Origin of the sequence: Tardiphaga sp. 20_F10_N6_6, from assembly GCF_052076045.1 — a bacterium.
In the GTDB taxonomy this organism is placed as follows: domain Bacteria; phylum Pseudomonadota; class Alphaproteobacteria; order Rhizobiales; family Xanthobacteraceae; genus Tardiphaga; species Tardiphaga robiniae.
The window spans coordinates 3,001,745-3,027,832 of sequence record NZ_CP197239.1 but is presented as its reverse complement, the minus strand read 5'-3'; the positions used below and the strand labels follow the sequence as shown (position 1 = coordinate 3,027,832).

Sequence of the window (26,088 nt, the reverse complement as noted above, 5' to 3'; positions counted from 1 at the left end):
CGCTGAGGCCAAAGAGGACCATTGAATTACGACCGTAATTTAATATGATCACCGTCATGGAAATGAGCTGCGAGACAATTCGCGGCTTCAAAAATGACCCGTCACCGCTCTTTGCGAGGATCTCATGGACGACACGACTGCCACTTCGCGCCGGGTTGCGCGAGAAACCACAGATCTTACCTCGCTCGGGCTTGCAGCCGCTGCGGCGGCAGTTCGTAACGGCGACATAACGTCGGAAGCTTACACGACGGCGCTTCTGCAGCGCGCCCGAACGCTTTCCGAGCTTAACGCCTTCATCACCATAGACGAGGATGCCCTGTTGGCGGCCGCGAGGGACGCGGACAAAGCGCGTGCAGCCGGATCGGCGGCGCTGCTACTGGGCGTGCCGCTCGGGGTGAAGGACAGCTATTTGACGAAAGGGCTGCCTACGAGCCTAGGTCTCGGCGCTCTTGCTCACTTCGTGCCGCGCGAAGACGCGGACGCTGTCCGCGCAATTAAGGCTGCAGGAGCCCTCGTCTTCGGTAAGAACAATCTAGTGGAGATGTCCTACGGCTTAACTGGCCACAACGAGCGCTACGGCCAAGTGAAGAATCCGCACGCTCGCGATCACGTTTCGGGCGGCTCCTCAAGCGGCTCTGCCGCATCCGTGGCTGCCGGGATCGTACCCGCCTCCTTAGGTGGGGATACGGTCGGCTCGATCCGGGTGCCCGCATCGTTCTGCGGCGTCGTGGGATTCAAGCCAACTACCGGGCGTTGGCCGCGCAACGGCGTTGCCCCAATCTCCCCTACTCTCGACACGACTGGCGCATTCGTCCGAAGCGTCGAGGACTGCATTCTAGTGGATCAGGTCGTGACCGGTGAAATGGCTGCAGAGCACTCAGACGGGCGATACGACTTGAAGGGAGCCAGACTGGCCATTGCGCCGCGACAGTTTCTGGATCTGGTGGACTCGGAAGTCGAGGGCCGTTTCCGTGACGTGGTTCGGCAGTTGCAGAACGCCGGTGCCGAGGTCGTTGAGGTAGATCTTGGCGACGATTTCAATGCTCTCATCCAAACCGCGACATGGGGCATCTTCGCCCATGAGACGATGAGTGCGATCTCGGAATTCCTCCGCCGCCACGACATTCCAACCACGTTCGAGGCGATTTACGAGGGCCTCAAGCCCCAGCTTCAACAGGCTTGGGGGCAGATCGTGCTGCCGGGCGGTGCGGGCGCAATCTCGGTAGATGCCTATCAGACGGCGCTCAACTTGAGTCGCCCGGAAATCCAGCGCCGCCTCAACACGGCGTTCGTCTCTCATGGGGCGCAGGTCATTCTGCAACCGACCACGCCCTGCACGGCACCTTTGATTGAGGAGCAGGTGACCGTCCATATCGCAGGGCAGGAAGTCAGCTACCTCGCGTTAGCGAGCCACACTGTGTCAGCAAGCAGCGTGGGAATGCCGGGTATCAGCATTCCTGTTGGCTTGTCTCGCGCTGGGCTACCGATTGGCCTTGAGCTGGACGCCCCCCTTGGGAGCGACCGCGCGCTCCTTGAAGTTGCCCGACGCATCGAGGGCGTCGTGGGTACCCCGTCGACTACGATCTGATGTTTGGCCCCTTCCGAAGGGCCGATTACTCACAACGACAAGCAACTTAGAGGATCAACAGATGGGAAATGCACAATACTCAACGCGGGCCACTATGGTCGAGCACGTGACCATCAGCTCAACACAGCCTTTCGAGGAGGTTCAAGCCAAGCTCACGGCCTTGGCCCCCCGCATCGATGACGGCATCTTCACTCTATTGCGATACGGTGAAAGCACGCGCGCGCTTCGAGAGTTGGAGGCCTGTCCGCCGCTCACCATCTTCGGCCAGCGCGACCATGGGGCGCTGCTAGCTATTGCGCGGCTGACGCGCCGATCTATCCAGTACGATATCGGAAATCCGCTCACCGCCTCCAAGATGACTCGTCATCATCTTTCGACGGGGCTCTATGCGCCCATCCGGGTCCTTCTGCGGGAGGATGACGACGGCGGTGTCGCGTTTGAATATGATCGACCAGCATCCGTTTTCGGCCAGTTCGGCAGCGATAATGTCGACATAATAGCCCAGCAGCTTGATCGCGACCTCCAAACCTTGTTGGAAGCGGCTGCAGCCTGACGGCTGCGGGATATTAATGGGTGGAGAGAAGATGCGTTTCGAAAAAGGTCGTAAGGCAGCGACGCGACGTCACATCGTCGATGTGGCGTCAAAGTGCGTGCGCCGAGACGGCATCTCCGCCGCCGGGATCGCCGGGATCATGGGCGAGGCTGGCCTGACTAAAGGTGCATTCTCACCGCACTTCGAGTCCAAGGACACGCTCGTTCGCGAGGCGCTGGCGAGCGCGCTCGGCGACCAGCAAGATCGTCTCGATGAAGATCAGCGGAATGGCCTAGACCTTGAAGGCGCGATTCGGAGATACCTGAACCGCGCACATCTGGAAGATCCGGCGGGCGGTTGCCCCTCGGCGGCGTTGCTCCCCGAAATCGCCCGCCAACCCCGCTCCACTCGGCAAGACTACGAGAAAGCGCTGCAAAGCTACGTGTTTACTCTGGCTGCACTGCTTCCTGACGCCGATTCCGCAGCGAGCAGCCGCCGCGCGACGGCTATTTTCGGTCTCATGGTGGGTACCCTCCAGTTCGCGCGGGCCGTGCCCGACGCTGCACGGGCGGAGCAGATACTGGAAGGCGGCGTGGAGGCCGCGTTGCATCTGGCACGAACTCCGTCTTTCTAGATTAAACGGCGGCTCGCTCTAAGCGTTACACTTCGACTTCAGATTCAATGCGACCAGCAAGTCAACGAAGCTGTTGCTGGCCTGAACGCAGGCCTTTTGCTCCGGTGCCGCTCGGCGGCGAACTGGACTGCGATCACTGGAGCTAGATATCGGGCGATGAGTCCAGATCTCACGAGGCGGCTCGCTCAAGTGCAGGGACGACTTCGCGGGATCTACCAACTAGAAAGCGACCAGGTCGCAACTAGCGCATATCAGCTTTGACCACATTCGGGATGCATCGGGCGCGAATCTGAATTACTCGACCGTCTTCAAATCCTCGTTGCTAAGCTGGGCGGTTCCCACGCTGGGATCCGTTCATGTCTGACGTTTCGCGCCGTGCGCAATTGATTCTGCTCAAAAACGATTTGCACGTGTTGCGAGGTCGAGCCGAACGGTTGGATTTGCCGGAACTGGTCTCGCTCTTATCGGAAGCGATGGCGGTTATTTCCAGTCAGCCCGAATTACCGAAGTCCGAGCAACCGCCCGTTTGACGTTCTCACCTTGTCGCGCAGTTGGGGATTAAGATCGAAGCCTAAGTGGCAGCTCGCTTTAGGCGTTACACCTCGGCTTCAAGTTCAATGCGACCAGCAAGTCAACGAAGCTGTTGCTGGCCTGAATGCACGCCTTCTGCTCCGGTGGCGCTCGAACCCGAGCGACATTCTGCTTCGGCTTCTTAATGGGTATACTCGGTTTTGCGAAAGATACCGGCTTCTTTGGTTGAGCCTTGATGCTCGATGGCTGCCGACTTAGCCCCACTGTGCTGATATCGGGCGGGGTTGCGATTGGGGGAGCTAGCTCAGTGTCCGAAGGAGCGTCAGAGAACGGCGCTGGGCGATCCTCAATAGCTTCTGGCACGTAGGCGACACTAAGTTTGTCAGTCTTCGTTAAGGTATCGACGACGGTGATAGCCTGCGAGGGGAGTGGCGTGGTCTGTACGACAGGCGCTTCGATGGGCGGAGGGGACGTGCCAGTGCCGGCTTTGGTTGCAATCAGGCCACCAACGCAGAGCAATGCGAAAAACGCCAACCAGACCGTTCGCACTACAGATCTCCTCAGCTTGAACTTGAGGCTAACTCCAGCTGCATCAGGGTTCCTGATTGCGGCGCAAGCGGGGCGACGCTGAAGCAGCGCCGAGGCGGCCCCCGTTAATATAACTAAGTCGTAAACGACGCGACGAGCAGATCTATCAACGGCAGACGCTATTAGTTTCGGCTGAAATGTCCGGGCGCGACCGCGTGATATCTGGGTGTGCACTGGCATTCTTGAAACCGAACTCCGCGCAGGTATTTTCCGTTCGGCAGTGGGGTTGACCTCGCCGGGAAAAGTGCCCCGGATACCGGCCCCTGTGAGGCCTCGGCAGGCCCTTTTGGGCATCACAGGACCTGATCAATGCAAAGGTCGCGTGCCGAAGCTATTTAAGGAATCCGCCTCGGCAGCAGCCGACCAGCCCGGCCAATACCTCACTTAGGTAGCTTGTTGATGCGGGTAGTCACTGATCCTCCACCTTCCAAGGCCGAAGATGCTCGGCGCGCAATACGTCATTCTCAAATCGGTAGCTATAGTCCCTTGTCCATAGGCTGCCGGTGTCCGTTGGTGTGACCCGCTCCGGCAAGCAACCACTGAACTGCCGTTGTCGCTTGGATCGCATCGAATGCGGAAGGTCCCTCAGGGCATCCTTTCGGATAGCTTTGAGGGTTTCCCGTCCCCGCGCGCCTCCAGCAAACACCAACTTGTCGAGGTGGTAAGCTGCAGTGACAGAGCGAACGGCAAGCTGAACACGTGGGCTAGCTTGCTCATCTGAATACTGTCGGAAACGGCCAGTAGATTGCTTAGTCACCTCGCCGGTCTCTGGATCGACGACGTCCTCGCGCATCGCGAAGACCCTATAATCCTTGATGGGCTCTTTGGTGATGTAGTTAGAAAGGCAGGGCAGGGTGCCCGGCGTAATTAAGCTCACGTCCGCTGCGGGGCAGCCCGGGATGAATGCGCCGTGCAGTCGGTTGATCCGGTCTCTTACCGCGAATAGCTCATCGTGATCGGCGTTCGATGTAACAATGTGAGGGTGGAATGAGAGGAATGGCCCAAGTTGGTTGCCTCTGGCAAAGTTCGTGTACGGGGCGATATCGACATGAGCGACAAAGTCGAAGCCACGCATTTCCCGACGCACCCATGCCTGAAGGCCACGGATGTTGAAGGAGCGGGCCTCTGGAAGCGATTTGGTATTGCGGTCTAAGGTGAAGGTGACCAAATGGTTGACCGTCTCGCGTCCGAATATGCCGAGGTGGTGGCTGAATATCTGATTGAACTTGATACACGCCTCCGGATTATTCATCGCGAGGAATGGCGCATCACAGGGCAGGAGTTCGCGAAGCAAAGCTTCCTTCTCTCCCTTCGATTTGCGGCAAAATCCCGTGTTGATGTGCCACTGCAAATACGCCGCATGAAGTCGAGCGTTTTTGGAGTATTGAAACTGGTCGAAATTGATGCGCCATAGGCGCTCAGCTTCATCCCGTTTAAGCCTCTCCTTACGCTTACGACGATGCTCCTGTTTGCGCTTCTTGTAGGCTTCACGGTCATAGGTCATCGTTCACCTGCTGAAGTGTGGGGTTAGGGGATCGAGGGGGCTGGGGGTCAAGGATTGCCCCTTCGCAGCCACGGATTGGGGCAACGAGGGGCTGGTTGGACGCGCGAGGCGGAAAGTTAGGGTTACAAGGAGGCGGTCACCTATGCTTTACCGACGTCCCCCGGGTTAACTCTGCGCGGCAGCTACCCGAGCTGCTAATTAGCTTTTCAGATCGCTATCGGCCGCAGAAGCGGCACTCGAAGTCAAGGTTGAGCGCTGCGTCTTGTATCGCTTCTATAACCTCCGACCGGGAAAGGTCGTCCGGCGCATCCTTCGCGGCTTCGAGCGCTATTTCATATATAGCGTCGTCATCAAATCGCTGATTGATGACGTTGCCGTGCATACATCGCACACCGGCGGCGTCTTCGATCAGTTTATGTTCCGCCCAAGCGCGAATTTCAATTCGGCGCTCAAAACATCGCTTTGAATAACTCATCATCATTCTCCATGTAAAAGGTCGCGTGTCGCTTAAAGAGACAGCGAGCACTTAGCTTTTTTCCTCGATGCGTTTCTGAAGTGTCACGCCGCTCTTCAGGCGAAGACGAAGGGCTTCAACTGTATCGGAACCGGTCAAAAGCTTCACAAAGGCTGCTTCTCCGGCCGCTCGCCGACCATCAACTTTCTTCCAATGGACCATCAGCAAGGACACCTGTCCTTCGACAGGCGGCGCTGATGAGTCCAATGCCACGCGCCCAGATATAGATTTGGCATCGGAACTGCACTCGGCCTTCTGGCTGTTACTCGCAGCGATTTTCTCAAAACCGCCGCGACGCGAGAGTTCGTTGGCCAATCCGTTAATTTCGATGCCCTCATCCAGCAGCGATTGCACCGCGATGACTTGGCGGCTTACGCGTTTTTCTGCTGGTCTTCCGCCGTCATCCATCAGGCTGAACACCCAGCGAAGCGCCCTGCCGTCACATGCCTCCGGTGGAAGTTGCCGATTGCCAGTGCGCCAAAGCGAGAGATCGCGAAATCTCGCCCACAGATTGGCGTCCTCCGAAATAGCGTGCGAAATCGACGCGCAATGGGCAGCGCCGACGTAGAGGGCCTCGCGATACCCCAGGCGAGCGCCTCGCATTGCGCCGCGAATACTGAAGATGGCTGCTTCCAGCGAGCTGTCGGCCAGCAGGTCTACGCGGGACGTCGGAATTTTCGCTATGTCGATATTCATTGCCGTCTCCTAATGAGCTGTTTGAAGGATTTGGCGCGCAATTGAGGCCGCTCGCCGGTGGTACCAATACTATTGCCGCTCGCGCCCTTGCTCGATTAGCGTAAGGATGGCCTTTCATTCGTCACATCAAAGTTCCTTTTTTCTGATCTTGGACACAGGTGAACCACCGCCGGAATGACGGGAGCCTTGGTGATTTTCAAAATTGAGTTACGAGCTTGCCGCTGGCGCGGGCTCGTCGCTATCGTCGCTGCCGTTCAGGTTTCGATTGACCTTCATATTGTCTCGCGGCATCTGCTTTTGGCTTCGCAAGTCGGAAGTTGAGGTGGCGACATGATCGGCGACCCAAGCGTCAACCTTGGACTGCAAATATCGAACCGCTCTGCCCATTTTGACAAACTCGGGACCTGTTCCATCGATGCGCTTTCTCTCAAGGGTGCGCGTCGACAGATTCAGGTATTTTCCGGTAGTTTTGGTGTCCCACATTTCTGCGCCTCATTTTCTGAGACTTTGATAGCGCGCTATTTCGGTCTTGGTGAAGGAACTAATTAAGGTGAACTAGCGAGATCAAATATTTCCGCCGCGTCATGGACCTCGGCCTAAAAGGCTTTCAGCATTCTAGTCAGATCGGAAATTTGCTATGCCAAGCATCACCCCCAAGAAGTCCAATACTTTGCTACGTGAACGGAAACTCGTTCAGGAACATCTGCTGTTCGATCACAATCGACGTGTCCAGATGGGCCTCTATCGTCGATTGCCGGAATTTATTGAGAGCTCTACCTCTGTAACCGACGAACAAAGTAATCGCCTTCAGCTTTGTCTAGGCGCTCGCGTTTCTAACGAAGGGCGCCGATCCTTGTCCGCAATGATAACTTCGTTCGTCGAGCACGAGCTCATTTCAATAAGAGCGCCGAGCGAAAAGAAGGTACTGAAGGAAATTAAAAATCTTTGTGATTCGGCGATCTCTTGTCTCAGGTCGTTGAAGCAGCTTCAGTTAGCCTTCAATACGGATGCGCACACGTTAGCCGCTCCTTCTCATAATATTGAGCAAGCAATAAAAGGAGTTGGTGGGTTTCCGAGCGCCAAAGTCGCGGCAATCGATTTGATTAAGAGAAGCCTTCACGGCCCTATACCTGCGACGTTGGCACTTGGGCCCCTTGTGGAAGCCTGCTGGGGTTTGCAGGAACGTTTCTCGCGGGGAAAAACCGGGCCTCAAACTCCGCTGTATTTTTATCTTTTTCTGGTGTGCCTCCTAAACATCGCGAAGAATGCGGAAGCCGAAATTTCGTTACCGACAAAGGATGAGGTCGGCCGCAGCGGGTCGGGAAGAACGACCGCCTTTTTCAGATTTGTTCGAGAGGCCTTGGTCGTTGCGAAAGAAATGGCGGAGCGTCTCTTAGCTCAACCGACGATCACAACGTACGAGCGAGAAAAGGCGTTGGATCGGTTCGAAAGAGAGCATTGCGGCTTGTCGAACTCACAGCTTCGTCTCAGACTGGAAACCGTTATTTTGGGCAATATGCCCGGATTGGACGAATTTGTTGCAGAAGCGACCCGTCCCCCTCGACAAGGTGCTTCCGCCGGGTCGACTCCGGGTCGATCAAACGGTCGCCCTCGTCGCAAAAAAACAACTAAGTTGTTGTAAAAGCTGGCTGGGGCGGGAGGATTCGAACCTCCGCATGGGGGAATCAAAATCCCCTGCCTTACCACTTGGCGACGCCCCAAAGGCCAAGGCGATAAAGGGCGGGCTGGGCCCGCGGATCGCTTTGGCTCCGTCGGTCTATAGAGAGAGCTCCGCAATTTCAACCACCTGCCAGCGGTGTTCCCCGCTTCCGGATGCGACTGACTTTTGTGCAATTGGGGGTGTCGGCGTCTGCCGGCGCGCGTGAGCCCCTGACGCCCTGAATTTTCCGATTTTCACGGTTGCATAATGCGCGATACGGACTGGGAGCTGGCGCTCGGCGACGTTCCCGAAGCCTGTCCGCGGGCGCGGGCACTCGCCCAACACGCCATAGAATGTGTTCGGAACGACCGTTCTAGAGTTGTATATGCGGGATGTGCTTGAGCGAGACCTCGTCGATGGCCTCGCCATACCCCGCATCCGCGTAGCGGATGACGCCGAGGCCCGTGTCGTTGTCGAGGCTCATGGCGAGTCGTTCTGCCGCGGCGGCCGTGCCGTCGGCGATCAGGGTGACCCCGGCGCTGGTCATGTAGCCGGCATAGCCGCCGCCGCCGGAATGAACGGCGACGAGATCGGCCTGGGACGAACACAATGCCATGGCGTCGAGCAGTGGCCAGTCAGCGATGGCATCTGAACCGTCGCGCATGTTCTCGGTCATGATGTTTGGATGCGCCATGCCGGCGGCGTCGAGATGATCGCGCGAGAAGGCGACCGGTCCCTTGAGCGTGCCATTGGCGACGAGTTCATTCACGCCCAGCGCCAATTCGCTGCGCTCGCCATGACCGAGCCAGGCGATGCGGGCCGGCAAGCCTTCGAAAGGTACGTACTGGCGAGCGAGCTTGATCCAGTTCGAAACGATCTGGTTATCGCCGAACAGGCTCAGGACGAGATCGTCGATGGCACGGATATCGTCGGGATCGCCCGACAGCGCCATCCAGCGGAACGGACCGATGGCGCGCGCAAAGAGCGGGCGCAGATAGGCTTCCGTGAAAATGGGGATATCAAAGGCATTTGCGACGCCGCCTTCCTTGGCGTGAGTGCGAATGAGATTGCCGTTGTCGAACACTTCCGCGCCGCGCGCCTGAAAGGTCAGCATGGCGCGCACATGGTCGACAATCGACGCGCGGCTCTCCGCCATCAACTGTTCTGGCGCGGTCTTGCGCATGGCACGCGCCTCGTCGAGCGATCGGGTCCGAGGTACATAGCCGAACACAAGATCGTGGGCCGCGGTCTGGTCGGTCACCACATCGGGAACGATGCCGCGCTGGGCGATTTCCGGATAGATATCGGCGGCATTGCCGACAAGGCCGACCGACAACGCGCGGCGCTCCGCCTTCGCGGCAGCGATCATATCCAGCGCAGAATCAAGATCCGGGGCGATCACTTCGAGATAACCGATCTCCTTGCGCTTGCGCGCGCGCTCCGGATCGATGTCGACGGTGAGGATCGCCGCACCGGCCATGCGCCCGGCGAGCGGCTGTGAGCCGCCCATGCCGCCGAGCCCGGCGGTGAGGATAAAGCGGCCGGCGAGCGTGCCGCCAAAACGGCGCTCGGCGATGCGCATGAAAATCTCGTAGGTGCCCTGAATGACGCCCTGCGAGCCGATATACTGCCAGGCGCCGGCCGTGAGTCCGCCCCAGCAGATCAGGCCTTTGCGCTCGAGCTCGTAGAAGATCTCAGCCTTCGCCCATTGGCCCACGATGTTGCAATTCGCCATGATCACCAGCGGCGCCTTGGCGTGCGTGCGCAGCAGGCCGACCGGCTTGCCGGACTGGATGACGAGCGTCTGGTCTTCCTCCATGGTCGTCAGAGCCTGCACGATCGCCTTGTGTGCTGGCCAGTTACGGGCCGCGCGCCCCAGTGCGGCATAGACAACCAGGTTCGACGGATCCTCACCGACCGCGAGCACGTTTTCCAGAAGGCGCAACAGACCTTCCTGCCGCCAGCCCTTGGCGCGCAGCTTTGGGCCGCCAGGAATCGGAAAATCGGGGTGCCGTGGATTCGCTGATGTCATGACGGACTCCTGCGGTGTCTCAGGCCAGTGCGTAGCGCGCGATCTCGATGCCCATGGCGCGTTCGACGGAGGGATAGACCGCCGGATCCTTGACGCTGGAGGCAAGCGGAATGATCGTCTTCGGCACATGGAACAGATGCACGTTCATGCCGACTTCGAGATGGCCGACGCTCATCGGCTCGGCCTCGTCGGACAGTGTGGCGATGATGTCCGGGAAGGTCGCGAGACGCTTACCATTTGCATCGACGATGGCCATGTATTCGTTCATCACATGCAGCGTGATGGCGCGGTCGCCTTCGCCGATGGTTAGGGTGCCGATGTCGAAGGCTTCCGGTGTGTAGACCACATTTTTTGCGGTGATCTTGCCGCTGCCGAGGATGGAGCCACCGGTGTCCTTGCAGATCGCGTCGATCACGGCAGTCGCTCCTTTCGGCTCGGCGGCGAGGATGGCTTCACCGAGGCGCAGCGCTAGCGAGATGCCGCCGAGAGCAGCGTTGTCGCGCACATAGGACGCGCGGACCGGATTGCGGCAAGAAGCGATAAAGCCGCCGGACATGTCGCCGGCAGTACGCAGGATCGGCGATACCTTGGCGGTGGCGCCGCGCACGGTAAGTTCGATGTAGCGGTTCTCGGCGCGGTTGCCGCCAGCGGCGGTCTGGATCATCGGCTCGGGCGAGCCAGCAAGGCCGATCGATCCCATGTCGCCGGTCGGATGCGCGCGCATGTCGCCCACGGCATCCACCACCTTGGTGCCGAGCAGTGCCGATGGCAGCCACGCATTCATGGTGGAGGACTTGCCGTTCTGACCGATGATGAGGCCTTTCAGCGGTTCACCCAGCGCGTCCTGCAGTAGTTGCACGGCGCGGACGTAATCCTTGCCCTGCATCTCCCAGGCGGTGGTCGACGCCGGCGCGCCGATCGCAGCGGCAGTGGCGACCCAGTCGTCGTCGTCGAGTTCGTCGATCGACACGAGTTCGGGCTTGCCGACGAGAATCGCGGCGCGGCCGAGCATGCGCCCGTGATCCGCCCAGCCGCCGCCACCGGCAGCGTAGACACCGCCGCCGCGCACGGCGGCTTCAATATCGCGTTCGGTCAGAATACGTCCCATCGGAATGTCTCCTCGGCAGATGTTCTTGTGTTCGATACGTGGTCGGTGATCGGAACGGCGGGCGTCACGCCACCGGCAGTCGCTCTGAGAGAAGCAGCGGTGGCCGCACGAATTGTCCGCTGCCAGGTTCGGCGAGAACCTTGCTGCCATCGAAAGCGAGCTGGCCGCGCACGTAGGTCGCAGCCACGGTCCACGGCAGCGTGATGCCGTTATAGGGGGACCAGCCGACCACGTTGTTGCCGCTTGCGGCACCGTCATAGATGATGGGCTTGTCCACCAGCACGGTGATGTCGGCGTCGAGGCCAGGCGCCAGCGCGCCCTTGCGATCGTCGATGCGGAAGTGCCGCGCCGGATTGAATGACGTCAGCTTCGCGGCATGGGTCAGCGGAAGCTTGCGTTCGACGAGGCCCTTTACCAGCAGCGGCACCATGGCTTCGAGGCCGGGGACGCCAGACGCGTTGGCGAGCATGTCCGGATTGATCTTGCGATCTTCCGACCAACTGACGTGATCGGTCGAGACCAGCGAGACGCGTCCGGCTGCAAGCTCTGCCCACAGCGCCTCGACATCGGCACGCGGGCGCACCGGCGGATTGATCTTGGCCTTGCCGCCGAGGCGGGAGACGTCGTTCTCCTCGTCGAGCACGAGATAGTGGATGCAGCATTCCACTGTGGCGTGATAGCCCTCGGAGCGATACCACGCCGCAATATCATAACCGCGTGCCACAGAACAATGCACCACATGGGCGGGACAACCGGTCTTGGCGCCGGTCTCATAGATCTGCAGCATCGCCAGGATTTCGGCGAGCGGCGGGCGCGACATCGCGTGCGCACGCCAGTCGGTAATGCCTTTTGCCTTCACCTTGGCGACGGCATCGCGGATGAATTCGTCGTCCTCGTTGTGGACGCCGGCGGCGAGGCCGGTCGGCGCAATGGCGGCGAAACAATCGGCTAGCAGCGGTGCGGGGATGCGCGGAAAGCGCTTCGGGTCGGTGCCGAAGGTGGAGAACTTGAAGGCGGCGACGCCGGCCTTAGCCTGTTCGGCGATACGTGCCGGACCTTCTTCGGGGTCGATGGTGCCATAGAGCGCGAAATCCACGCGCGCCTGTTTGCTCGCATGGGCGATCTTGCGCTCGACCGCAGCAGCTGAACAGACCAGATCGCCTTCATCATAGGGCATGTCGACGATGGTGGTCACACCGCCGGCTGCGGCGGAGCGCGTCGACCAGATGAAATCTTCCTGATTGCGCTGCGACAGCGAGTGCACCTGCGCGTCGATGGCGCCCGGCAGGATCATGCCTGACTTGAAATCCTGCCGCTCGCGCGCGGCAGGCGGCGTGCCTTCGCCGACGGCACCCACGCGCCCGTCGCGGACCGCGACCCAGCCGTTCTCGATGATGCTGTCGTGACCGATCACCTTGCCGGTGAGAACCAGATCGAAATCCATGTGCAACTCCACATTCGCCGCCGGCGAGCCGGCCTGTCGTGATGATCCCGCGGGACCGTGTGTCCTAGAGCCTGTGCTCCAGCCGCGCGATCAGCCGCACGACCGGCAACAGCAGGAGCAGATAGATGATGGCCGCGAGGATCAGCGGCGATGAGTTGTAGGTGAGCGAGCGCGCCAGATTGGCGGAATGCAGCAGCTCCGGCACCGAGATGACGCTGGCCAGCGTCGTGAGCTTCACCAGCTCGACCGTGTTCGAGAGCAGATCGGGCAGCACGTTGCGGATCGCCTGCGGCAGCGTCACGTAAAGCAATGTCTGTGTGGCGGAGAGTCCGGTCGACCGCGCGGCCTCGCGCTGGCCCTTCGGCACGCTAACCATGCCGGCGCGATAGATCTCGCCGTAGTAACTTGCCGAATTGATCAGGAAGGCAACGGCGACTGCTACCAGCGCGGGCACGCGCAGCCCGATAAAGGGCAGGCCCGCATAGACGAAGACCAGCAGCACGAGCGGCGGAAAGGCGCGAAAGAAATCGACGGCGGCGATCGCCGGCCAGCGCAGCAGGCGATAGGAGCTGGTGGTCAGCAACATCACGAGGATACCGCTGACGAGGCCGATCGGGATCAGGAACGAGCATAGCAGAAGCGTCTGCAGCAAGCCCTGCAGCAGGAACGGTGCGACCTTCGCCATGACGTCGAGATTGAAGAATTCCTGGGTGAACTGCTCCATCAGTGCTCACCCCACCGATAGTTGCGTTCGAGCGTACGGGAGGCGATAACCAGTGGAATGAAGACCAGCACGTAAAGTAGCGCGCCCATCGTCAGCGGCGTCGCATTGGCGGACATCGACAGCGCGGAATTGGCGCGGCCAAGAATCTCGTTGACACCGATGGCGCTGCCAAGCGCGAGGTTCTTGGTGATGGAGATCGCGCGGTTTGTGAGCGGCGGAATGCCGAGGCGGACCGCCTGCGGCAGGATCACATAGCGCAGCGTCTGAGCGAAGGTGAGCCCTGTTGAGCGCGCGGCCAGCCACTGGCCCTTCGGCACAGAGGTAATGCCGGCCCAGAAGATCTCTTCGGCAAAGGCCGCAAGCACCGCGCCGAGGGACATCCACAGCACGATGAGGCTGGGCAGGACGATGCCGATATTTGGGAAGCCGAAGAATAATACCAGGATGATTGCGAGCGGCGGCAGGGAGCGGAAAATGTCGACGAACACGATGATGAGGAAATTGACCGGCTTCCAGCCGATCGCCCGGAGCGCCGCGAGGCCAAAGCCGGCACCGATACCGGTGATGACCACTGCGAGGCCGGCGAGAATGGTAACGCCGGCGCCCTGCAAAATCTCCCAGCCGTACTTCATCGCGATATCCGCATTGAAGAAGGTGAAGACGAAGCGGTCCCAGTTGCTCATCGCGTCGGCGGCGGTCATGACCTAGTGCCTGATCTGCGCGAGGAAACGTTTGGTGCGATCTTCCTGCGGCCGGAGGAAAACGTCTTCGGCACTGCCTTGCTCGATGACGAGACCGCCATCGAGGAACACCACCTTGTCGGCGGCCTCGCGGGCGAAATTCATCTCGTGGCTGGCGATCACCATGGTGATGCCGCGGGCACGCAGATCCTTGACGACGGCGAGCACGCTGCCGACCAGTTCCGGGTCCAGCGCCGAAGTCGGCTCGTCCATCAGGATGATCTTGGGATTGAGCGCGAGCGAACGTGCAATGCCGATGCGTTGCTGCTGGCCGCCGGAGAGTTGTGCAGGATAGGACGCTGCCTTGTCGGGCAGGCCCACCAGCGCCAGCATCTCCGCGGCACGGGCATTGGCGTCGGCTGTGCTCATGCCGGCGACCTTGCGCAGGGCCAGCGTGATGTTCTTCTGCACAGTGAGGTGCGGATAGAGGTTGAAGCTCTGGAACACCATGCCGATCTGTCGCCGTGCGGCATTGATATCGGTGCGCGGCGACAAAAGGTCGACATTGTCCATGATGATGGAGCCGCCGTCCGGCTCCTCAAGGCGATTGCAGCAGCGCAGCAAGGTACTCTTGCCCGAGCCGGATGGGCCGATGAGGAACACCAGTTTGCCCGGCTCCACCAGAAGGTCGACGCCCTTCAGAACTTCGGTTGGGCCGAAGCTCTTCCGGACGCCGCGCGCTTCCAGCAGATAACGGGACGCAGACGTTGCTGCCGTCGAGCTCATGAGCAGGTTGGCTTCTGCTCGGTCGCATCATAGCCGGCGACACCCGGTGCGCCATAGCCGGGATAGATGGTGGTGGTCGCCGATCCGGCCTCGGGCTCGACACCGAACCACTTCACGTAAAGCTTCTTCAGCGTGCCGTCCTGCTTCATGCAGACGAGTGCGTCTTCGAGCTTGTTGCGCAATTCGGTATTGCCGTTGCGCAGCGGCATGCTCCAGACGAGGCCCGTCTTGTAGAGAAAGGCATTCTTCAGCCGCGGATTATTCTTCACGATCCAGGCGACGACAGTGGCGGCCGAGATGTTGGCGTCGGCACGGCCGGCGAGCACGGCCTGCGCCGCGTCGGTGCTGGTGGCGAAGGATTCCGACTTCCAGCCATATTTGGCGGCGTTGTCGTTGACCCATTTCTCGTAGATCGCGCCTTTCTGCACGGCGATGGTCTTGCCGGAGAGATCTTCGAGCTTGGTGATGGGAGGTGCCGAAGCCAGCGTCATGAAGCGATAGTCGGCGTCGACGAAGCCTTCCATGAACAGCAACTGCTGCGCGCGCTCGGGCGTGACGGTCACCACAGCGGCGAGGAAGTCGTAGGTGCCGGCCTGCAGCGCCGGAAGGAGGCCTGCGAACTGCGCGCCTTCCACCGTGATCGGGCGTTTGATGCGCTTCGACATCTCATCGACGACATCGATATTGAAGCCTTCGAGGCCGCCCGACAGTTTGGGCATGGCATGCGGTGCGAAGGTCGAGTCGATCGCGGACTTCAGCGGTTCCTGTGTCTGAGCGAATGTGGGACTGGCAAGGGCCAGAAGCCCGGCGGCAAGGATCATTGCTTTCATCGAACACCTCCATTGGTGCGGCCAGGCCAAGCCGGCATCTGGCTCCGCGGTCCCTGTTATGAAGGCTAACGCAATTGCGCATCGGGGGGATATCCCATTTGGTGGACATCCTATACGCTCTCGCTGCAGCGCGGAAAAATCGACTACAGACCCGGATGACAATGGAATGGACATTGCGACCTTGGTGATGACAGCCGTGGTGCTCCGTTGCGGCAATGTGCGTGAGGCCGCGCGCCAACTTGGACGCGCACCCAGTACGCTCTCGGCAGCGGTGAAACGGTTCGAGCGCTCCATCGCAGCGCCGTTGTTGAATCGCGTAGGTGCCGCGAGCTTTCTCACGCTTGAGGCACGGCGAATGCTGGACGAGATTGAAGCCGCAGCGGATATCGCGATGGGGATGATCGCGCCCGATAGGGCAGGCGATGCAGCACGGGCTTTCTGCGCCGAGTGTGATGTCAGTCTCACGGCCTTGCAGCGTGTCGCATTGGTTGCGGAAACTGGCAGCGTTCGTCGTGCCGCACGCATCATCCGTCTCGGTCAGCCGCAACTCGCGCGTCAGATTGCACGCGTTGAAGATGAACTCGGCAGCGTGTTGTTTCATCGCTCCCGTATCGGTGTCACGCCGACGCCGGCATGCCAATTGCTGGTCACGTCGCTGGCTGAACTTGAAAAAACCATGCAGCGACTGTCACGGCGTGCGCGTGAGCGTTTTCGTTCGACCAATGCCACCATCAGGCTCGGGGCGGTGATGCCGCTCGGCCATGAAAGCAATGTCGCGCGGCTGCTGGCCTTTCTCGTCGCAGCCTGGCAGCGGGATCGGCCGACGCAGCCGCTGTTTGTCACCAATGGTACGGCAGAGGATCTGCTGACCGGCCTGAAAGACAAACGGTGCGACGTCGCGCTGATCGACAGCGATACGATCCCGGCCGATGTCTCGTCTCGGGCGCTGGTGCGATCGAAGCTTGTGGTCGTCGGCGCGCGCGCGGTGCTGGGTGACCAGCCCGATGTCATGCAGGTGCTTCGGCAACAGCCGCTAGCGCTACCCAGCCGACGCACCGGGCTCGGCCAAGCCGCGCACAAACTGCTGGCGCAATTGCTGCCTCAGGCAGAGATCGATGCGCTGACAATCACGGAAATCGACTCGATCCCGATCATTGCCAACCTGATGCTGGATTTCGGCTTCGTGTCAGTGCTCCCCGAAAGCGCGCTCGTCTCGTTCGATGCACGCCTCGTGGCGCTGCCGGTTGATCCCGGGCTTGAACTTATCCTGTCGCTGGTCTGGGTACAGACCGAAGGCGCGCGGCGCGGCGCCCGCTCCATTCTTGCTGCCCTGCGCAACTATGCGCCGGCAACGCCAGCAGCCGCCATGATGGTGAACAGCGATTGATTTGAATGAGCGTGGCTACCCACTGCCGCTGACTATGAATTATAATTCTTGATCTTTTCCAATTTCGTGCATTATGCTGCAGAGATGCGAGCGCGGGTGGAGGGCAATGCTCCCACCTGGCGTCAATCTGCATTGGTAGGCCGGATCAACCGGTCATCAATTATTCCGAGGGGAGACGAGCCGATGACCACCAAGGGGTTTCTGCGTCCGTTGACGCGGCGCGCCATGCTGTCCGGGACCGCCGGTGCAGCAACATTCATTGCGACGTCGCCGCTTCATAGCCCGGCCATCGCGCAGAACGCGCCATTGAAGGTGGGGATGATGCTTCCCTACACCGGGACCTATGCGAAGCTTGGCAAGTTCATCGATGACGGCTTCCGCCTTTATGTCGAACAGAAGGGCGGCAAGCTCGGTGGGCGCGACATTGCGTTCGTGCAGGTGGACGATGAATCGAAGCCGGAATCAGCCACCGACAACATGAACCGGCTGGTCGGCCGCGAGAAGGCTGACGTCGTTGTCGGCACCGTTCATTCCGGCGTGGCCATGGCGATGGTCAAGGTCGCGCGCGACACCAAGACACTTCTGATCATTCCGAATGCTGGCGCCAATGATGCGACTGGTCCAGCCTGCGCGCCGAACATCTTCCGTACGTCGTTCTCGAACTGGCAGAGCACCTACCCGATGGGCAAGGTGATGGCCGATGCCGGTATCAAGAACGTGGTCACGATCACATGGCGTTATACCGCCGGTGCGGAGATGATCGGCGCCTTCGCTGAAAACTTCACCAAGAACGGCGGCAAGATCGTAGCTGACCTGACGGTGCCATTTCCGGAGGTGGAATTTCAGGCACTGATCACGCAGATAGCACAGTTGAAGCCCGATGCCGTGTTCAGCTTCTTTGCAGGCGGTGGCGCGGTGAAATTCGTCAAGGACTATGCGGCGGCCGGCCTGAACAAGACCATTCCGCTTTATGGCGCGGGCTTTCTGACCGACGGTACCATCGAAGCGCAGGGTGAAGCCGCCAAGGGCATCAGGACGACGCTGCATTACGCGGACAATCTCGATAATCCCGCCAATCTCGCCTTCCTCAAAGCCTTCAAGGCCAAGACAGGCAAGGACGGCGATATCTACGCCGTACAGGGCTACGATGGCGCGGCGCTGCTGGATATCGGGCTGACCGCCGTCGGCGGCGACTTCAATGCGCGCGACAAGATGATCGCGGCGATGGGGGCTGCGAAGATCGACAGTCCGCGCGGGCCGCTGTCCTTCAACAAGGCGCATAACCCGATCCAGAACATCTATCTGCGCGAGGTCCGCAACGGGCGTAACGAGATGATCTCGATCGCCCAGGCCGATGTCGACGATCCCGCGCGGGGCTGCAAGATGACCTGACGCATCGTTGCGCGGTCTGTCGATGAAGATCGAATCGTCGAAGCCTGTTACGCGCAATACCGTCCGTGACGGAGGCGTAGCTGCGAAGCCAGGTACGGCCTCATGCTTGATTGCGCCGGCGACTGAAGGTGGCCCGCCGTGACTGGATTGATCTGATGGACCTCATCACACTAGGCGTTCAGTTGCTGAATGCGGTTCAGTATGGCGCAGTCCTGTTCCTGGTCGCGAGCGGCCTGACACTGGTGTTCGGCATCCTGGGGGTCATCAATCTCGCCCATGGCGCGTTCTATATGCTCGGCGCCTATCTGGCTTACTGGATCACGTTGATGACCGGCAGTTTTGTGGTCGCCTTGCTTGGCGGCGTGCTGGTTGCCTTCATCGCCGGCATTCTGCTTGAGACCGTCTTCGTTCGTCTTCTCTACGGCCGGGATCATCTGGCGCAGGTGCTGCTCAGCTTCGGCCTCATCCTGGTCATCGATGAAATCAGGCAGTTGCTGTTCGGCAAGGACGTGCACGCGGTTGCTCCACCCGCGTGGTTGTCGGGGTCGATCCAGCTGACCGACAATCTGTCCTATCCGGTCTACCGGCTGGCGATCTGTGTATTCTGCCTGATGGTGGCACTCGTCATCTTCTTCGTAATCACGCGCACCAAGATCGGCATGATCGTGCGGGCGGGCTCGGAAAATCGTGAGATGGCGCGCGTGCTCGGCATCAAGTTCGACCGGGTCAATCGCTACGTCTTCGCCGCCGGCATCGCGCTGGCGGCGCTCGGCGGCATCCTGATCGCGCCGATCTCGACAGTGTTTCCCGGCATGGGGGATGGCATGCTGATCCTGTCCTTTGTCGTGGTCGTGCTCGGTGGCATCGGTTCGGTCGCTGGCGCAGCCGTCGGCGCACTACTGATCGGCCTCACAGATACGTTCGGAAAGGTGTTCTTTCCCAGTGTGTCCAGCATTCTGATCTATGTGGTGATGGCAGCCGTGTTGCTGTGGCGGCCCAGTGGAATTCTCGGACGCCAGGATGCTTGATATGGGCATGCCCAATCTGCGGGCCCGGTTGTTCGGCATAGCCTGTCTGGCTATGGCGATTGCGCTGCCATTCTGCGTGTCGACCTATTACACGCAGTTTTTTGCCAAGGCGCTCATCATGGGCATGCTGGCCATGTCACTGAATCTCGTGGTTGGCCATGGCGGTCTGGTGAGCCTCTGTCATGCCGCCTTTTTCGGCCTCGCCGGATATGTGCTTGCGCTGATGTCGCCTCGTTATGATGCGGCGTCGCTGTTAACGACGCTTCCGATTGCGATCCTGTGCTCTGGCACGGCGGCCCTGCTGATTGGCGCACTGGTGCTGCGCACCCGCGGTGTCTATTTCATCATGGTGACGCTCGCCTTTGGCGAGATGCTGTTCTTCTTCTTCCACGATACCAAATTCGCGGGCGGATCGGATGGTATCTCCATCAATATCCGGCCCGAGATCGCCATTGCCGGCCGTCAATTGCTCGATCTCGACAAGCCCATGACTTTCTACTTTGTCGTGCTGGGTTTCCTGGTGGGCGTGATCGCTCTGCTCACGATGGTGGTCCGCTCAGCGTTCGGGCGGGCGCTGGCGGCAGCCCGGGACAATGAGCGCCGGGCACGGTCGCTCGGCTTTCCGATCTTCCGCCTCCGCCTGACGGCGTTCACCCTGTCTGGCGCGCTGGCGGGCGTTGCCGGTTATCTGGCCGCGGCGCAGTTCGGTTTCGTCGCGCCGCAGATGCTGGGATGGCACCAGTCGGCGACAATCCTGGTCATGGTGCTGATCGGTGGCCTGCGCTCGGTCACCGGGCCGCTGGTCGGTGCGCTGGTTCTGATCGGCATGGAAGAAGTGCTGAAGGCGCATCTCGACAACTGGAAGCTTGTCGAAGGCTTGATCATCATTGGCATCGTCATCCTGCTGCCCAATGGTGTCCGGCAGATCTGGTCGATGGTGTTCGGCGCGTCGCCGCAACGCGCGGCCGAAATCAAGCCTGCAGCTGCGGAAGCTCGTCATGCATGACATTGCGCTGCGTGCCGCTGGATTGCAGAAGCGCTTCGGAGGCCTGCTGGCCGTTTCCGACGTGTCGATCGACATTCGCGCCGGCGAGATCCATGCGGTGATCGGCCCGAACGGTGCCGGAAAATCCACGCTGATCAATCTCTTGGCCGGCGAACTTCTGCCAACCTCGGGTGAGGTCTTGCTGAATGGCGTGGATATCACCTCCTTGTCGCCGGACCGCCGCGCGCGTGCTGGCCTCGGCCGCGCCTATCAGAAGACGACGTTGTTTGCGCAGTTTAGCGTGCATGAGAATGTGCGTCTTGCGGCGCAGGCCCGTTCAACCGCGCCGCTCCGGATGTTTGGTGGCACGCGGTCCGACCGGCCATATCTCAAGTTGGTCACCGATGCGATCGACCGGGTCGGGTTATCCGCACGCTCGCAGATCGTTGCCGATAAGCTAAGTCACGGCGAACAGCGCCAGCTCGAGATCGCGATGGTGCTGGCGACCAATCCGCAGGTCATTCTGCTCGATGAGCCACTGGCCGGCATGGGACCATCGGAGGCGCGGGGCATCATCGGATTGATTGCGTCGCTGAAGGCCGACCGTGCGCTGCTGGTGGTGGAGCACGACATGGATGCGGTGTTCGAACTTGCAGACCGGTTGACGGTGATGCAGGACGGTCGTGTCATTGCCACAGGTTTGCCACAGGACGTGCGCGTGGATCCTGGCGTACGCGCCGCCTATCTCGGGGCTGATGGAGGCATCGCGTAATGGCCTTGCTCGAGGTGGAAAAGCTCGATGCGTTTTACGGCGCCAGCCAGATTCTGCACGGCGTCGATCTGACCTTTGCGCCGGGCGAGCAGGTGGCGCTAATCGGTCGCAACGGTATGGGCAAGACCACACTGCTGCGCTCGCTGATGGGATTGATGCCCCTTTGCCGTGGCAGTTTGCGTTTCCACGGCCGTGATATCCGCAATGCAGCACCCGAAACGATCGCGCGATGCGGCATGGCGCTGGTGCCGGAGGGCAGGGGCATTTTCGGCTCGCTATCGGTGATCGAAAATCTGGTGATGGCTGCGCGACCAGGCAATCACGGCCGTCAGTCCTGGACCCTGCCGAAAATCTTCGAGCTGTTTCCGCGTCTGCATGAACGCCGCAATAATGGAGGGCACCAACTGTCGGGGGGCGAGCAGCAGATGCTGACTATCGGTCGCGCGCTGATGACCAATCCCGATATGATCATGATCGACGAAGCCACGGAAGGTCTGGCGCCGCTGGTGGCGCTGTCGATCTGGCAGACGCTGGCGATCGTCCGGGGCGAAGGCATCGCGACCATCGTCGTCGACAAGGATTTTCGGAGTCTGGCGAAAGTCGCCGACCGAATGGTAATCCTGTCGAAGGGCTGCGTGGTGTTCGACGGAACACCGGTGGCATTGGCCGCGCAGCCGGACGTGCTGGAGCGCCATCTCGGCGTTTGAGCGGTCAGGCCACGACGACGGTCAACGCATCGTCATTGGCCGCAATAATATTGTCGGAAAGCGGTTCCGGCCATTGCACCACGAGGCGGCCGAACAGATCGTTGAGCTCTTCCCGGTCAATGGCGTCGTAAAAACAGGGCGTCGTGGCGCGCGCGATGAAGCTGTGTAGCAGGTGCGCGGCGTCGTAGTCGTAGACGATATCGCCGGGAACGCTTCCCGGCTTGCGCAGCAGGAAGGTTCGCAGGCTTGTCAGGCGTGCCTGCCCGCCGTCTGTTGCGGCAAAGGAGAGCACGGCTGTCTGATGCGCGACGCGCGGGCCGTCCTGCATCCGGTCATACATCGGCAGCGCATTGGCGCTGATGACATCGGCGAGATCGCGGAAATCGTTTGAGACGTCTTCGATATGCAGGGTATTGCGGATCGCCATGACCCCGACGGGATCGAAGCCGCGTGCTTGCAGAAGCTCGCCCAGTGTCACGACGCAGCGCTTCTTAGTCCGAAAGCCTGGGCATTGGTGTTCAACACGCGCGACACCGCGCCGACCAGTTGCGCGGCAGCCTTGTCCTTGCTGAGGCCGGCCGTATCGACAATGGCGGATGCCCGGGAATAGAGCGGTTCGCGGCTCAGCAGGATCGTGCGCAATTCCTGCATGGCGGAGCGGTCGTCGGCCATCGGGCGCAAGTCACCTTGGCGGCGGACGCGCGCCATATGTTCTTCGGGCTTGGCCTTGAGCCAGATTGTGTAGAACGACGACAATACCCGATCGAAGGTCACGGGTTCCGAGACGATGCCGCCGCCGGTCGCAAGGACGATGGGCTCCTTGCGTCCCAGCAGGCCGTTCAGCGCCGCCTGTTCCATGCGGCGAAAACCCTCCTGTCCATAGAGGGCGATGATCTCGGCGACCGATAGTCCGTTGTGCTGCTCGATCTCCTTGTTGAGTTCGACGAAGCTCCAGCCGATCTTGTCCGCCAGCAATTTGCCGAGGGTCGATTTTCCGGCGCCGCGCAGCCCGATCAGGGCGATGCCGCTGAATGACATATAATTCTGGAACTGACCGTTCCCCCGTCCGGCGAGAACGTCCTTGGCCTGGGCGATCTGGTTCGGTGTCGCGTTACGAACGAGGTCGCGAATGATCGGCCATTCCGTTGTCGGTTCGTCCGCTGGAATCAGATCTTCGAGATGGGCACCCATGGCGCCGGACACCCGGCGCAGCAGCACGATAGACACGTTGCCCTTGCCGCTTTCCAGTTGCGCGATGTAGCGCTCCGAAATCCCTGACACTTTTGCCAGCACCTTTCGCGACATGCCGCGCAGGCCGCGCATGGTGCGGACACGCTGACCGAGCTGTTCAAGAAAGGCAGTTTCGGGATCGGCCTGGTCGGTCATGTGGTGTGCGTGCTCGCAGAGGATTTCAGGAAAGATAATTCCGGATGCGATTGACAGCAACCGGAGTTGGTGACTTTATATGAATTATAATTCAAAAAAGACGATAGGGAGAGCACCGTGAGCAACGGTTGTGGAATCGCCCAAGGTGCAGACGCATCATGAGTGGGCCGTCCAGTTCTTACAATGCGGTGACTTGGCTTCTCGACCGCAACATCGATGAGGGCCGTGGCAGCAAGCTCGCCTTCACCGATACGGTGACCGAACTGACCTATGGCGACCTGCAGGTAAAAAGCTGCCAACTGGCCAATTTACTGAAGCGGCTCGGTGTCCGGCGCGAAGAACGCGTCGCGATGATTATGCTCGACACCGTCGACTTTCCGGTGGTGTTCCTCGGCGCGATCCGGGCCGGCATCGTCCCGGTGCCGCTCAACACTCTGCTGACCTCGGACCAATATGCCTATGTGCTGGCCGATTGCCGGGCGCGCGTGTTGTTCATTTCCGCGGCGTTGTTGCCGGCGGTCGACGACATGCTCGGTCGTTTGCCGGATCTTGAGCATGTGATTGTGGTCGGTGGCGCTGGCAATGGCCGCAAGAGTCTGGCTGACGAAGTCAGGAATGAGAGCACAAGCTTCACCACGGTCGCGACCCATGCGGACGAACCTGCCTTCTGGTTGTACTCGTCCGGATCCACGGGCATGCCGAAAGGCGTTCGCCATCTGCACGCCAGCCTGGAAGCAACGGCGACCACCTATGGCAAGCAGGTTCTCGGCATCCGCGAGGACGATGTCGGACTCTCTGCGGCCAAATTGTTCTTCGCTTACGGCCTCGGCAACGCCATGACATTTCCCATGTCGGTTGGCGCCACGACGGTGCTCAATCCGGAGCGACCCACGCCGGCCACCATGTTCGGCTTGATGCGCCGATATCAGCCGAGCATCTTTTTCGGGGTGCCGACATTGTTCGCGGCGATGCTGAACGATGAGGGTTTCAAAACGGAAGCTCGCCTCCCGCGCCTGCGCATTTGCACCTCGGCCGGCGAAGCGCTTCCGGAGCCGGTTGGGAATGGCTGGAAGAGCCGCTTCGGCGTCGATATTCTCGATGGCGTCGGCTCAACCGAACTGCTGCATATCTTCCTGTCGAATGCTCCCGGCGATATCAAATACGGCACGTCCGGCCGGCCGGTGCCAGGCTATCGCGTGCGGCTCGTCGATGATGCGGGCCTCGATATTGCCGATGGAGAAATCGGCGAGTTGCTCGTCGATGCGCCGTCCGCAGGCGAGGGATACTGGAATCAACGCAGTAAGAGTCGTCGCACCTTCGAAGGTCATTGGACGCGCACCGGCGACAAATATGTCCGCGATGCCGACGGGCGCTATACGTTCTGCGGACGTGCCGATGACATGTTCAAGGTGTCCGGCATCTGGGTGTCACCGTTCGAGGTCGAGAGCGCGCTGATTGCGCATCCCGCCGTATCCGAAGCGGCGGTTGTGCCGGAGGCCGACGCCGAGGGGCTGTTGAAGCCGAAGGCCTTCGTGGTGCTGAAGCCGAATGCCGTGGTCGAGGGCCTGCGCGAATCCTTGAAGGATCACGTCAAGCAACGGATCGGTCCGTGGAAATATCCACGCTGGATCGAGGTTGTCGATTCCCTTCCCAAAACAGCCACCGGCAAAATCCAGCGCTACAAATTGCGCGATGGAGCGACGGTCTGAAACCGAGAGATGGATCATTAGATGAGCGCATTGCAATCTGCGGGACGGCTGACCATCGGTGCGTCCGGACTCGAATACCGCATGATCGGTCCGCAACCGGACGCGGCGCCGACCATTGTGCTGCTGCATGAAGGGCTGGGCTCGGTCGCGCTGTGGGGCGACTTCCCGGACAAGCTTCAGGCAGCGACCGGCGCCGGCGTCTTCGTCTATTCGCGCGCTGGCTACGGTGCATCGACGCCGGTCGCGCTGCCGCGGCCGCTGGACTACATGCATGTCGAAGCACTCGAGGTGCTACCGCAACTGCTCGATGCCATCGGCTTTCGCCGCGGCTTGCTGGTCGGTCATTCCGATGGCGGATCCATCGCCGCAATCTATGCCGGCGGCATTCAGGATCATCGCATCCGCGGCGTCTCGATGATTGCGCCGCATTTCGTCGTTGAGGATATTTCCGTCACGTCGATCGCCGAAATCAAAACGAGTTACGAGCAGGGCGACCTCAAGGCCAAGCTCGCGCGCTGGCATGATGACGTCGACAACGCGTTCTATGGCTGGAACGGCGCATGGCTCGATCCGCAGTTCCGTGACTGGGATATTTCCGATTATCTCGCTTACGTGCGCGTGCCCGTGCAGATTTTGCAGGGAGCCGACGATCAGTACGGCACCATGAAGCAGATCGAGATCGCCGAGGTCGAATGCTATTGCCCGGTGGATGTCGAGATCATGCCCGGCGCTGCGCATTCGCCCCATCGCGAAGCCCCCGAGGCAACCTTGCGGGCCGTGGCGGATTTCGCCAATCGTCTGCTGCATTTTCACGGCGAGGGCGAATTACGCGCTGCGTAAGCGAGCACGATCGTGACTGTCACTCCTTCTC

General features: G+C 60.5%; 26 protein-coding genes and 1 tRNA gene. 13 read left to right on the top strand and 14 right to left on the bottom strand.

The features are described from left to right. Window positions 1-124 precede the first annotated feature (124 nt). The 4 genes from AB7813_RS14650 to AB7813_RS14635 all read left to right on the top strand — a co-directional run bounded on the left by AB7813_RS14650 (window position 125) and on the right by AB7813_RS14635 (window position 3,284). Entirely contained in the window at window positions 125-1,588 is a 1,464-nt protein-coding gene (locus tag AB7813_RS14650) for an amidase family protein (protein ID WP_441228209.1), read from the top strand. A gap of 61 nt (window positions 1,589-1,649) precedes the next feature. Next, window positions 1,650-2,141, top strand: a complete 492-nt coding sequence (locus tag AB7813_RS14645) for a DUF302 domain-containing protein (protein WP_441228208.1) — start codon at window positions 1,650-1,652, stop codon at window positions 2,139-2,141. Between the two features lie 31 nt (window positions 2,142-2,172). Further along, window positions 2,173-2,754: a TetR/AcrR family transcriptional regulator gene (locus AB7813_RS14640; protein WP_441228207.1), complete on the top strand. Its 582-nt coding sequence runs from the start codon at window positions 2,173-2,175 to the stop codon at window positions 2,752-2,754. Window positions 2,755-3,110: 356 nt separating this feature from the next. Beyond that, window positions 3,111-3,284 carry a hypothetical protein gene (locus AB7813_RS14635; protein ID WP_176454720.1) on the top strand — a complete coding sequence of 58 codons (174 nt, stop codon included), beginning with the start codon at window positions 3,111-3,113 and terminating at the stop codon, window positions 3,282-3,284. A 998-nt stretch (window positions 3,285-4,282) separates the two neighbouring features. Here the strand turns inward: AB7813_RS14635 and AB7813_RS14630 are convergent. From AB7813_RS14630 to AB7813_RS14615, 4 genes are all read right to left on the bottom strand, one after another. Beyond that, the gene (locus AB7813_RS14630; RefSeq protein WP_441228206.1) at window positions 4,283-5,377 is read right to left on the bottom strand and encodes a hypothetical protein; all 1,095 of its coding nucleotides are present in this window, start codon (window positions 5,375-5,377) and stop codon (window positions 4,283-4,285) included. A 214-nt stretch (window positions 5,378-5,591) separates the two neighbouring features. Next, entirely contained in the window at window positions 5,592-5,852 is a 261-nt protein-coding gene (locus AB7813_RS14625) for a hypothetical protein (protein WP_441228205.1), read from the bottom strand. A gap of 51 nt (window positions 5,853-5,903) precedes the next feature. Continuing rightward, complete coding sequence (locus tag AB7813_RS14620) at window positions 5,904-6,587, bottom strand: hypothetical protein (RefSeq protein WP_441228204.1); 684 nt, start codon at window positions 6,585-6,587, stop codon at window positions 5,904-5,906. Window positions 6,588-6,794: 207 nt separating this feature from the next. Further along, a complete protein-coding gene (locus AB7813_RS14615) occupies window positions 6,795-7,070 on the bottom strand; it encodes a helix-turn-helix transcriptional regulator (protein ID WP_441228203.1) in 276 nt (91 codons plus the stop codon). Between the two features lie 154 nt (window positions 7,071-7,224). Between AB7813_RS14615 and AB7813_RS14610 the strand changes: the two genes are divergently transcribed. Continuing rightward, window positions 7,225-8,229, top strand: coding sequence for a hypothetical protein (locus AB7813_RS14610; RefSeq protein ID WP_441228202.1), 1,005 nt, complete (start codon window positions 7,225-7,227; stop codon window positions 8,227-8,229). Window positions 8,230-8,233: 4 nt separating this feature from the next. Here AB7813_RS14610 and AB7813_RS14605 read toward each other — a convergent pair. The 8 genes from AB7813_RS14605 to AB7813_RS14570 all read right to left on the bottom strand — a co-directional run bounded on the left by AB7813_RS14605 (window position 8,234) and on the right by AB7813_RS14570 (window position 15,851). After that, window positions 8,234-8,308, bottom strand: a tRNA-Gln gene (locus AB7813_RS14605). A gap of 312 nt (window positions 8,309-8,620) precedes the next feature. After that, window positions 8,621-10,279 carry a urocanate hydratase gene (locus tag AB7813_RS14600; protein WP_439064918.1) on the bottom strand — a complete coding sequence of 553 codons (1,659 nt, stop codon included), beginning with the start codon at window positions 10,277-10,279 and terminating at the stop codon, window positions 8,621-8,623. A 19-nt stretch (window positions 10,280-10,298) separates the two neighbouring features. Then, window positions 10,299-11,387: a DUF917 domain-containing protein gene (locus tag AB7813_RS14595; protein ID WP_439064917.1), complete on the bottom strand. Its 1,089-nt coding sequence runs from the start codon at window positions 11,385-11,387 to the stop codon at window positions 10,299-10,301. Window positions 11,388-11,451: 64 nt separating this feature from the next. Then, on the bottom strand, window positions 11,452-12,831 hold the full coding sequence (locus AB7813_RS14590; RefSeq protein ID WP_439064916.1) for a dihydroorotase: 1,380 nt from the start codon (window positions 12,829-12,831) through the stop codon (window positions 11,452-11,454). A 64-nt stretch (window positions 12,832-12,895) separates the two neighbouring features. Continuing rightward, a complete protein-coding gene (locus tag AB7813_RS14585; RefSeq protein ID WP_120286993.1) occupies window positions 12,896-13,555 on the bottom strand; it encodes an amino acid ABC transporter permease in 660 nt (219 codons plus the stop codon). Continuing rightward, a complete protein-coding gene (locus tag AB7813_RS14580) occupies window positions 13,555-14,256 on the bottom strand; it encodes an amino acid ABC transporter permease (RefSeq protein ID WP_199711958.1) in 702 nt (233 codons plus the stop codon). The genes AB7813_RS14585 and AB7813_RS14580 overlap by 1 nt, the downstream gene beginning before the upstream one ends. 3 nt (window positions 14,257-14,259) lie before the next feature. Next, window positions 14,260-15,021, bottom strand: a complete 762-nt coding sequence (locus tag AB7813_RS14575; RefSeq protein ID WP_439064915.1) for an amino acid ABC transporter ATP-binding protein — start codon at window positions 15,019-15,021, stop codon at window positions 14,260-14,262. Then, window positions 15,018-15,851 (bottom strand): transporter substrate-binding domain-containing protein, encoded by an 834-nt coding sequence (locus tag AB7813_RS14570; RefSeq protein WP_439064914.1) that lies wholly within the window; start codon window positions 15,849-15,851, stop codon window positions 15,018-15,020. Before AB7813_RS14570 ends, AB7813_RS14575 begins: the two co-directional genes overlap by 4 nt. Window positions 15,852-16,017: 166 nt before the next feature. Between AB7813_RS14570 and AB7813_RS14565 the strand changes: the two genes are divergently transcribed. The 6 genes from AB7813_RS14565 to AB7813_RS14540 all read left to right on the top strand — a co-directional run bounded on the left by AB7813_RS14565 (window position 16,018) and on the right by AB7813_RS14540 (window position 22,122). Next, entirely contained in the window at window positions 16,018-17,238 is a 1,221-nt protein-coding gene (locus AB7813_RS14565; RefSeq protein ID WP_439064913.1) for a LysR family transcriptional regulator, read from the top strand. A gap of 183 nt (window positions 17,239-17,421) precedes the next feature. Then, on the top strand, window positions 17,422-18,630 hold the full coding sequence (locus tag AB7813_RS14560; RefSeq protein WP_439064912.1) for an ABC transporter substrate-binding protein: 1,209 nt from the start codon (window positions 17,422-17,424) through the stop codon (window positions 18,628-18,630). Window positions 18,631-18,785: 155 nt separating this feature from the next. After that, window positions 18,786-19,658 carry a branched-chain amino acid ABC transporter permease gene (locus AB7813_RS14555; RefSeq protein WP_439064911.1) on the top strand — a complete coding sequence of 291 codons (873 nt, stop codon included), beginning with the start codon at window positions 18,786-18,788 and terminating at the stop codon, window positions 19,656-19,658. Between the two features lies 1 nt (window position 19,659). Then, window positions 19,660-20,664, top strand: coding sequence for a branched-chain amino acid ABC transporter permease (locus AB7813_RS14550; protein WP_439064910.1), 1,005 nt, complete (start codon window positions 19,660-19,662; stop codon window positions 20,662-20,664). Further along, window positions 20,657-21,415, top strand: a complete 759-nt coding sequence (locus AB7813_RS14545; RefSeq protein WP_309943632.1) for an ABC transporter ATP-binding protein — start codon at window positions 20,657-20,659, stop codon at window positions 21,413-21,415. Before AB7813_RS14550 ends, AB7813_RS14545 begins: the two co-directional genes overlap by 8 nt. Then, window positions 21,415-22,122 (top strand): ABC transporter ATP-binding protein, encoded by a 708-nt coding sequence (locus AB7813_RS14540; RefSeq protein WP_309943634.1) that lies wholly within the window; start codon window positions 21,415-21,417, stop codon window positions 22,120-22,122. Before AB7813_RS14545 ends, AB7813_RS14540 begins: the two co-directional genes overlap by 1 nt. A gap of 4 nt (window positions 22,123-22,126) precedes the next feature. On the opposite strand, the gene AB7813_RS14535 is transcribed toward AB7813_RS14540, so the two are convergent. Further along, window positions 22,127-22,600 carry a hypothetical protein gene (locus tag AB7813_RS14535; protein ID WP_439084142.1) on the bottom strand — a complete coding sequence of 158 codons (474 nt, stop codon included), beginning with the start codon at window positions 22,598-22,600 and terminating at the stop codon, window positions 22,127-22,129. Next, a complete protein-coding gene (locus AB7813_RS14530; RefSeq protein ID WP_309943636.1) occupies window positions 22,597-23,508 on the bottom strand; it encodes a helix-turn-helix transcriptional regulator in 912 nt (303 codons plus the stop codon). Before AB7813_RS14530 ends, AB7813_RS14535 begins: the two co-directional genes overlap by 4 nt. 158 nt (window positions 23,509-23,666) lie before the next feature. Between AB7813_RS14530 and AB7813_RS14525 the strand changes: the two genes are divergently transcribed. After that, the gene (locus AB7813_RS14525) at window positions 23,667-25,217 is read left to right on the top strand and encodes a benzoate-CoA ligase family protein (RefSeq protein ID WP_309943638.1); all 1,551 of its coding nucleotides are present in this window, start codon (window positions 23,667-23,669) and stop codon (window positions 25,215-25,217) included. A 21-nt stretch (window positions 25,218-25,238) separates the two neighbouring features. Then, complete coding sequence (locus AB7813_RS14520) at window positions 25,239-26,057, top strand: alpha/beta fold hydrolase (RefSeq protein WP_439064908.1); 819 nt, start codon at window positions 25,239-25,241, stop codon at window positions 26,055-26,057. Window positions 26,058-26,088: the final 31 nt, after the last annotated feature.

Bases quoted from the DNA above. Each gene is read 5' to 3' on its own strand.
- AB7813_RS14650 (WP_441228209.1), top strand. From the start codon at position 125: ATGGACGACACGACTGCCACTTCGCGCCGGGTTGCGCGAGAAACCACA.
- AB7813_RS14645 (WP_441228208.1), top strand. From the start codon at position 1,650: ATGGGAAATGCACAATACTCAACGCGGGCCACTATGGTCGAGCACGTG.
- AB7813_RS14640 (WP_441228207.1), top strand. From the start codon at position 2,173: ATGCGTTTCGAAAAAGGTCGTAAGGCAGCGACGCGACGTCACATCGTC.
- AB7813_RS14635 (WP_176454720.1), top strand. From the start codon at position 3,111: ATGTCTGACGTTTCGCGCCGTGCGCAATTGATTCTGCTCAAAAACGAT.
- AB7813_RS14630 (WP_441228206.1), bottom strand. From the start codon at position 5,377: ATGACCTATGACCGTGAAGCCTACAAGAAGCGCAAACAGGAGCATCGT.
- AB7813_RS14625 (WP_441228205.1), bottom strand. From the start codon at position 5,852: ATGAGTTATTCAAAGCGATGTTTTGAGCGCCGAATTGAAATTCGCGCT.
- AB7813_RS14620 (WP_441228204.1), bottom strand. From the start codon at position 6,587: ATGAATATCGACATAGCGAAAATTCCGACGTCCCGCGTAGACCTGCTG.
- AB7813_RS14615 (WP_441228203.1), bottom strand. From the start codon at position 7,070: ATGTGGGACACCAAAACTACCGGAAAATACCTGAATCTGTCGACGCGC.
- AB7813_RS14610 (WP_441228202.1), top strand. From the start codon at position 7,225: ATGCCAAGCATCACCCCCAAGAAGTCCAATACTTTGCTACGTGAACGG.
- AB7813_RS14600 (WP_439064918.1), bottom strand. From the start codon at position 10,279: ATGACATCAGCGAATCCACGGCACCCCGATTTTCCGATTCCTGGCGGC.
- AB7813_RS14595 (WP_439064917.1), bottom strand. From the start codon at position 11,387: ATGGGACGTATTCTGACCGAACGCGATATTGAAGCCGCCGTGCGCGGC.
- AB7813_RS14590 (WP_439064916.1), bottom strand. From the start codon at position 12,831: ATGGATTTCGATCTGGTTCTCACCGGCAAGGTGATCGGTCACGACAGC.
- AB7813_RS14585 (WP_120286993.1), bottom strand. From the start codon at position 13,555: ATGGAGCAGTTCACCCAGGAATTCTTCAATCTCGACGTCATGGCGAAG.
- AB7813_RS14580 (WP_199711958.1), bottom strand. From the start codon at position 14,256: ATGACCGCCGCCGACGCGATGAGCAACTGGGACCGCTTCGTCTTCACC.
- AB7813_RS14575 (WP_439064915.1), bottom strand. From the start codon at position 15,021: ATGAGCTCGACGGCAGCAACGTCTGCGTCCCGTTATCTGCTGGAAGCG.
- AB7813_RS14570 (WP_439064914.1), bottom strand. From the start codon at position 15,851: ATGAAAGCAATGATCCTTGCCGCCGGGCTTCTGGCCCTTGCCAGTCCC.
- AB7813_RS14565 (WP_439064913.1), top strand. From the start codon at position 16,018: ATGGACATTGCGACCTTGGTGATGACAGCCGTGGTGCTCCGTTGCGGC.
- AB7813_RS14560 (WP_439064912.1), top strand. From the start codon at position 17,422: ATGACCACCAAGGGGTTTCTGCGTCCGTTGACGCGGCGCGCCATGCTG.
- AB7813_RS14555 (WP_439064911.1), top strand. From the start codon at position 18,786: ATGGACCTCATCACACTAGGCGTTCAGTTGCTGAATGCGGTTCAGTAT.
- AB7813_RS14550 (WP_439064910.1), top strand. From the start codon at position 19,660: ATGGGCATGCCCAATCTGCGGGCCCGGTTGTTCGGCATAGCCTGTCTG.
- AB7813_RS14545 (WP_309943632.1), top strand. From the start codon at position 20,657: ATGCATGACATTGCGCTGCGTGCCGCTGGATTGCAGAAGCGCTTCGGA.
- AB7813_RS14540 (WP_309943634.1), top strand. From the start codon at position 21,415: ATGGCCTTGCTCGAGGTGGAAAAGCTCGATGCGTTTTACGGCGCCAGC.
- AB7813_RS14530 (WP_309943636.1), bottom strand. From the start codon at position 23,508: ATGACCGACCAGGCCGATCCCGAAACTGCCTTTCTTGAACAGCTCGGT.
- AB7813_RS14525 (WP_309943638.1), top strand. From the start codon at position 23,667: ATGAGTGGGCCGTCCAGTTCTTACAATGCGGTGACTTGGCTTCTCGAC.
- AB7813_RS14520 (WP_439064908.1), top strand. From the start codon at position 25,239: ATGAGCGCATTGCAATCTGCGGGACGGCTGACCATCGGTGCGTCCGGA.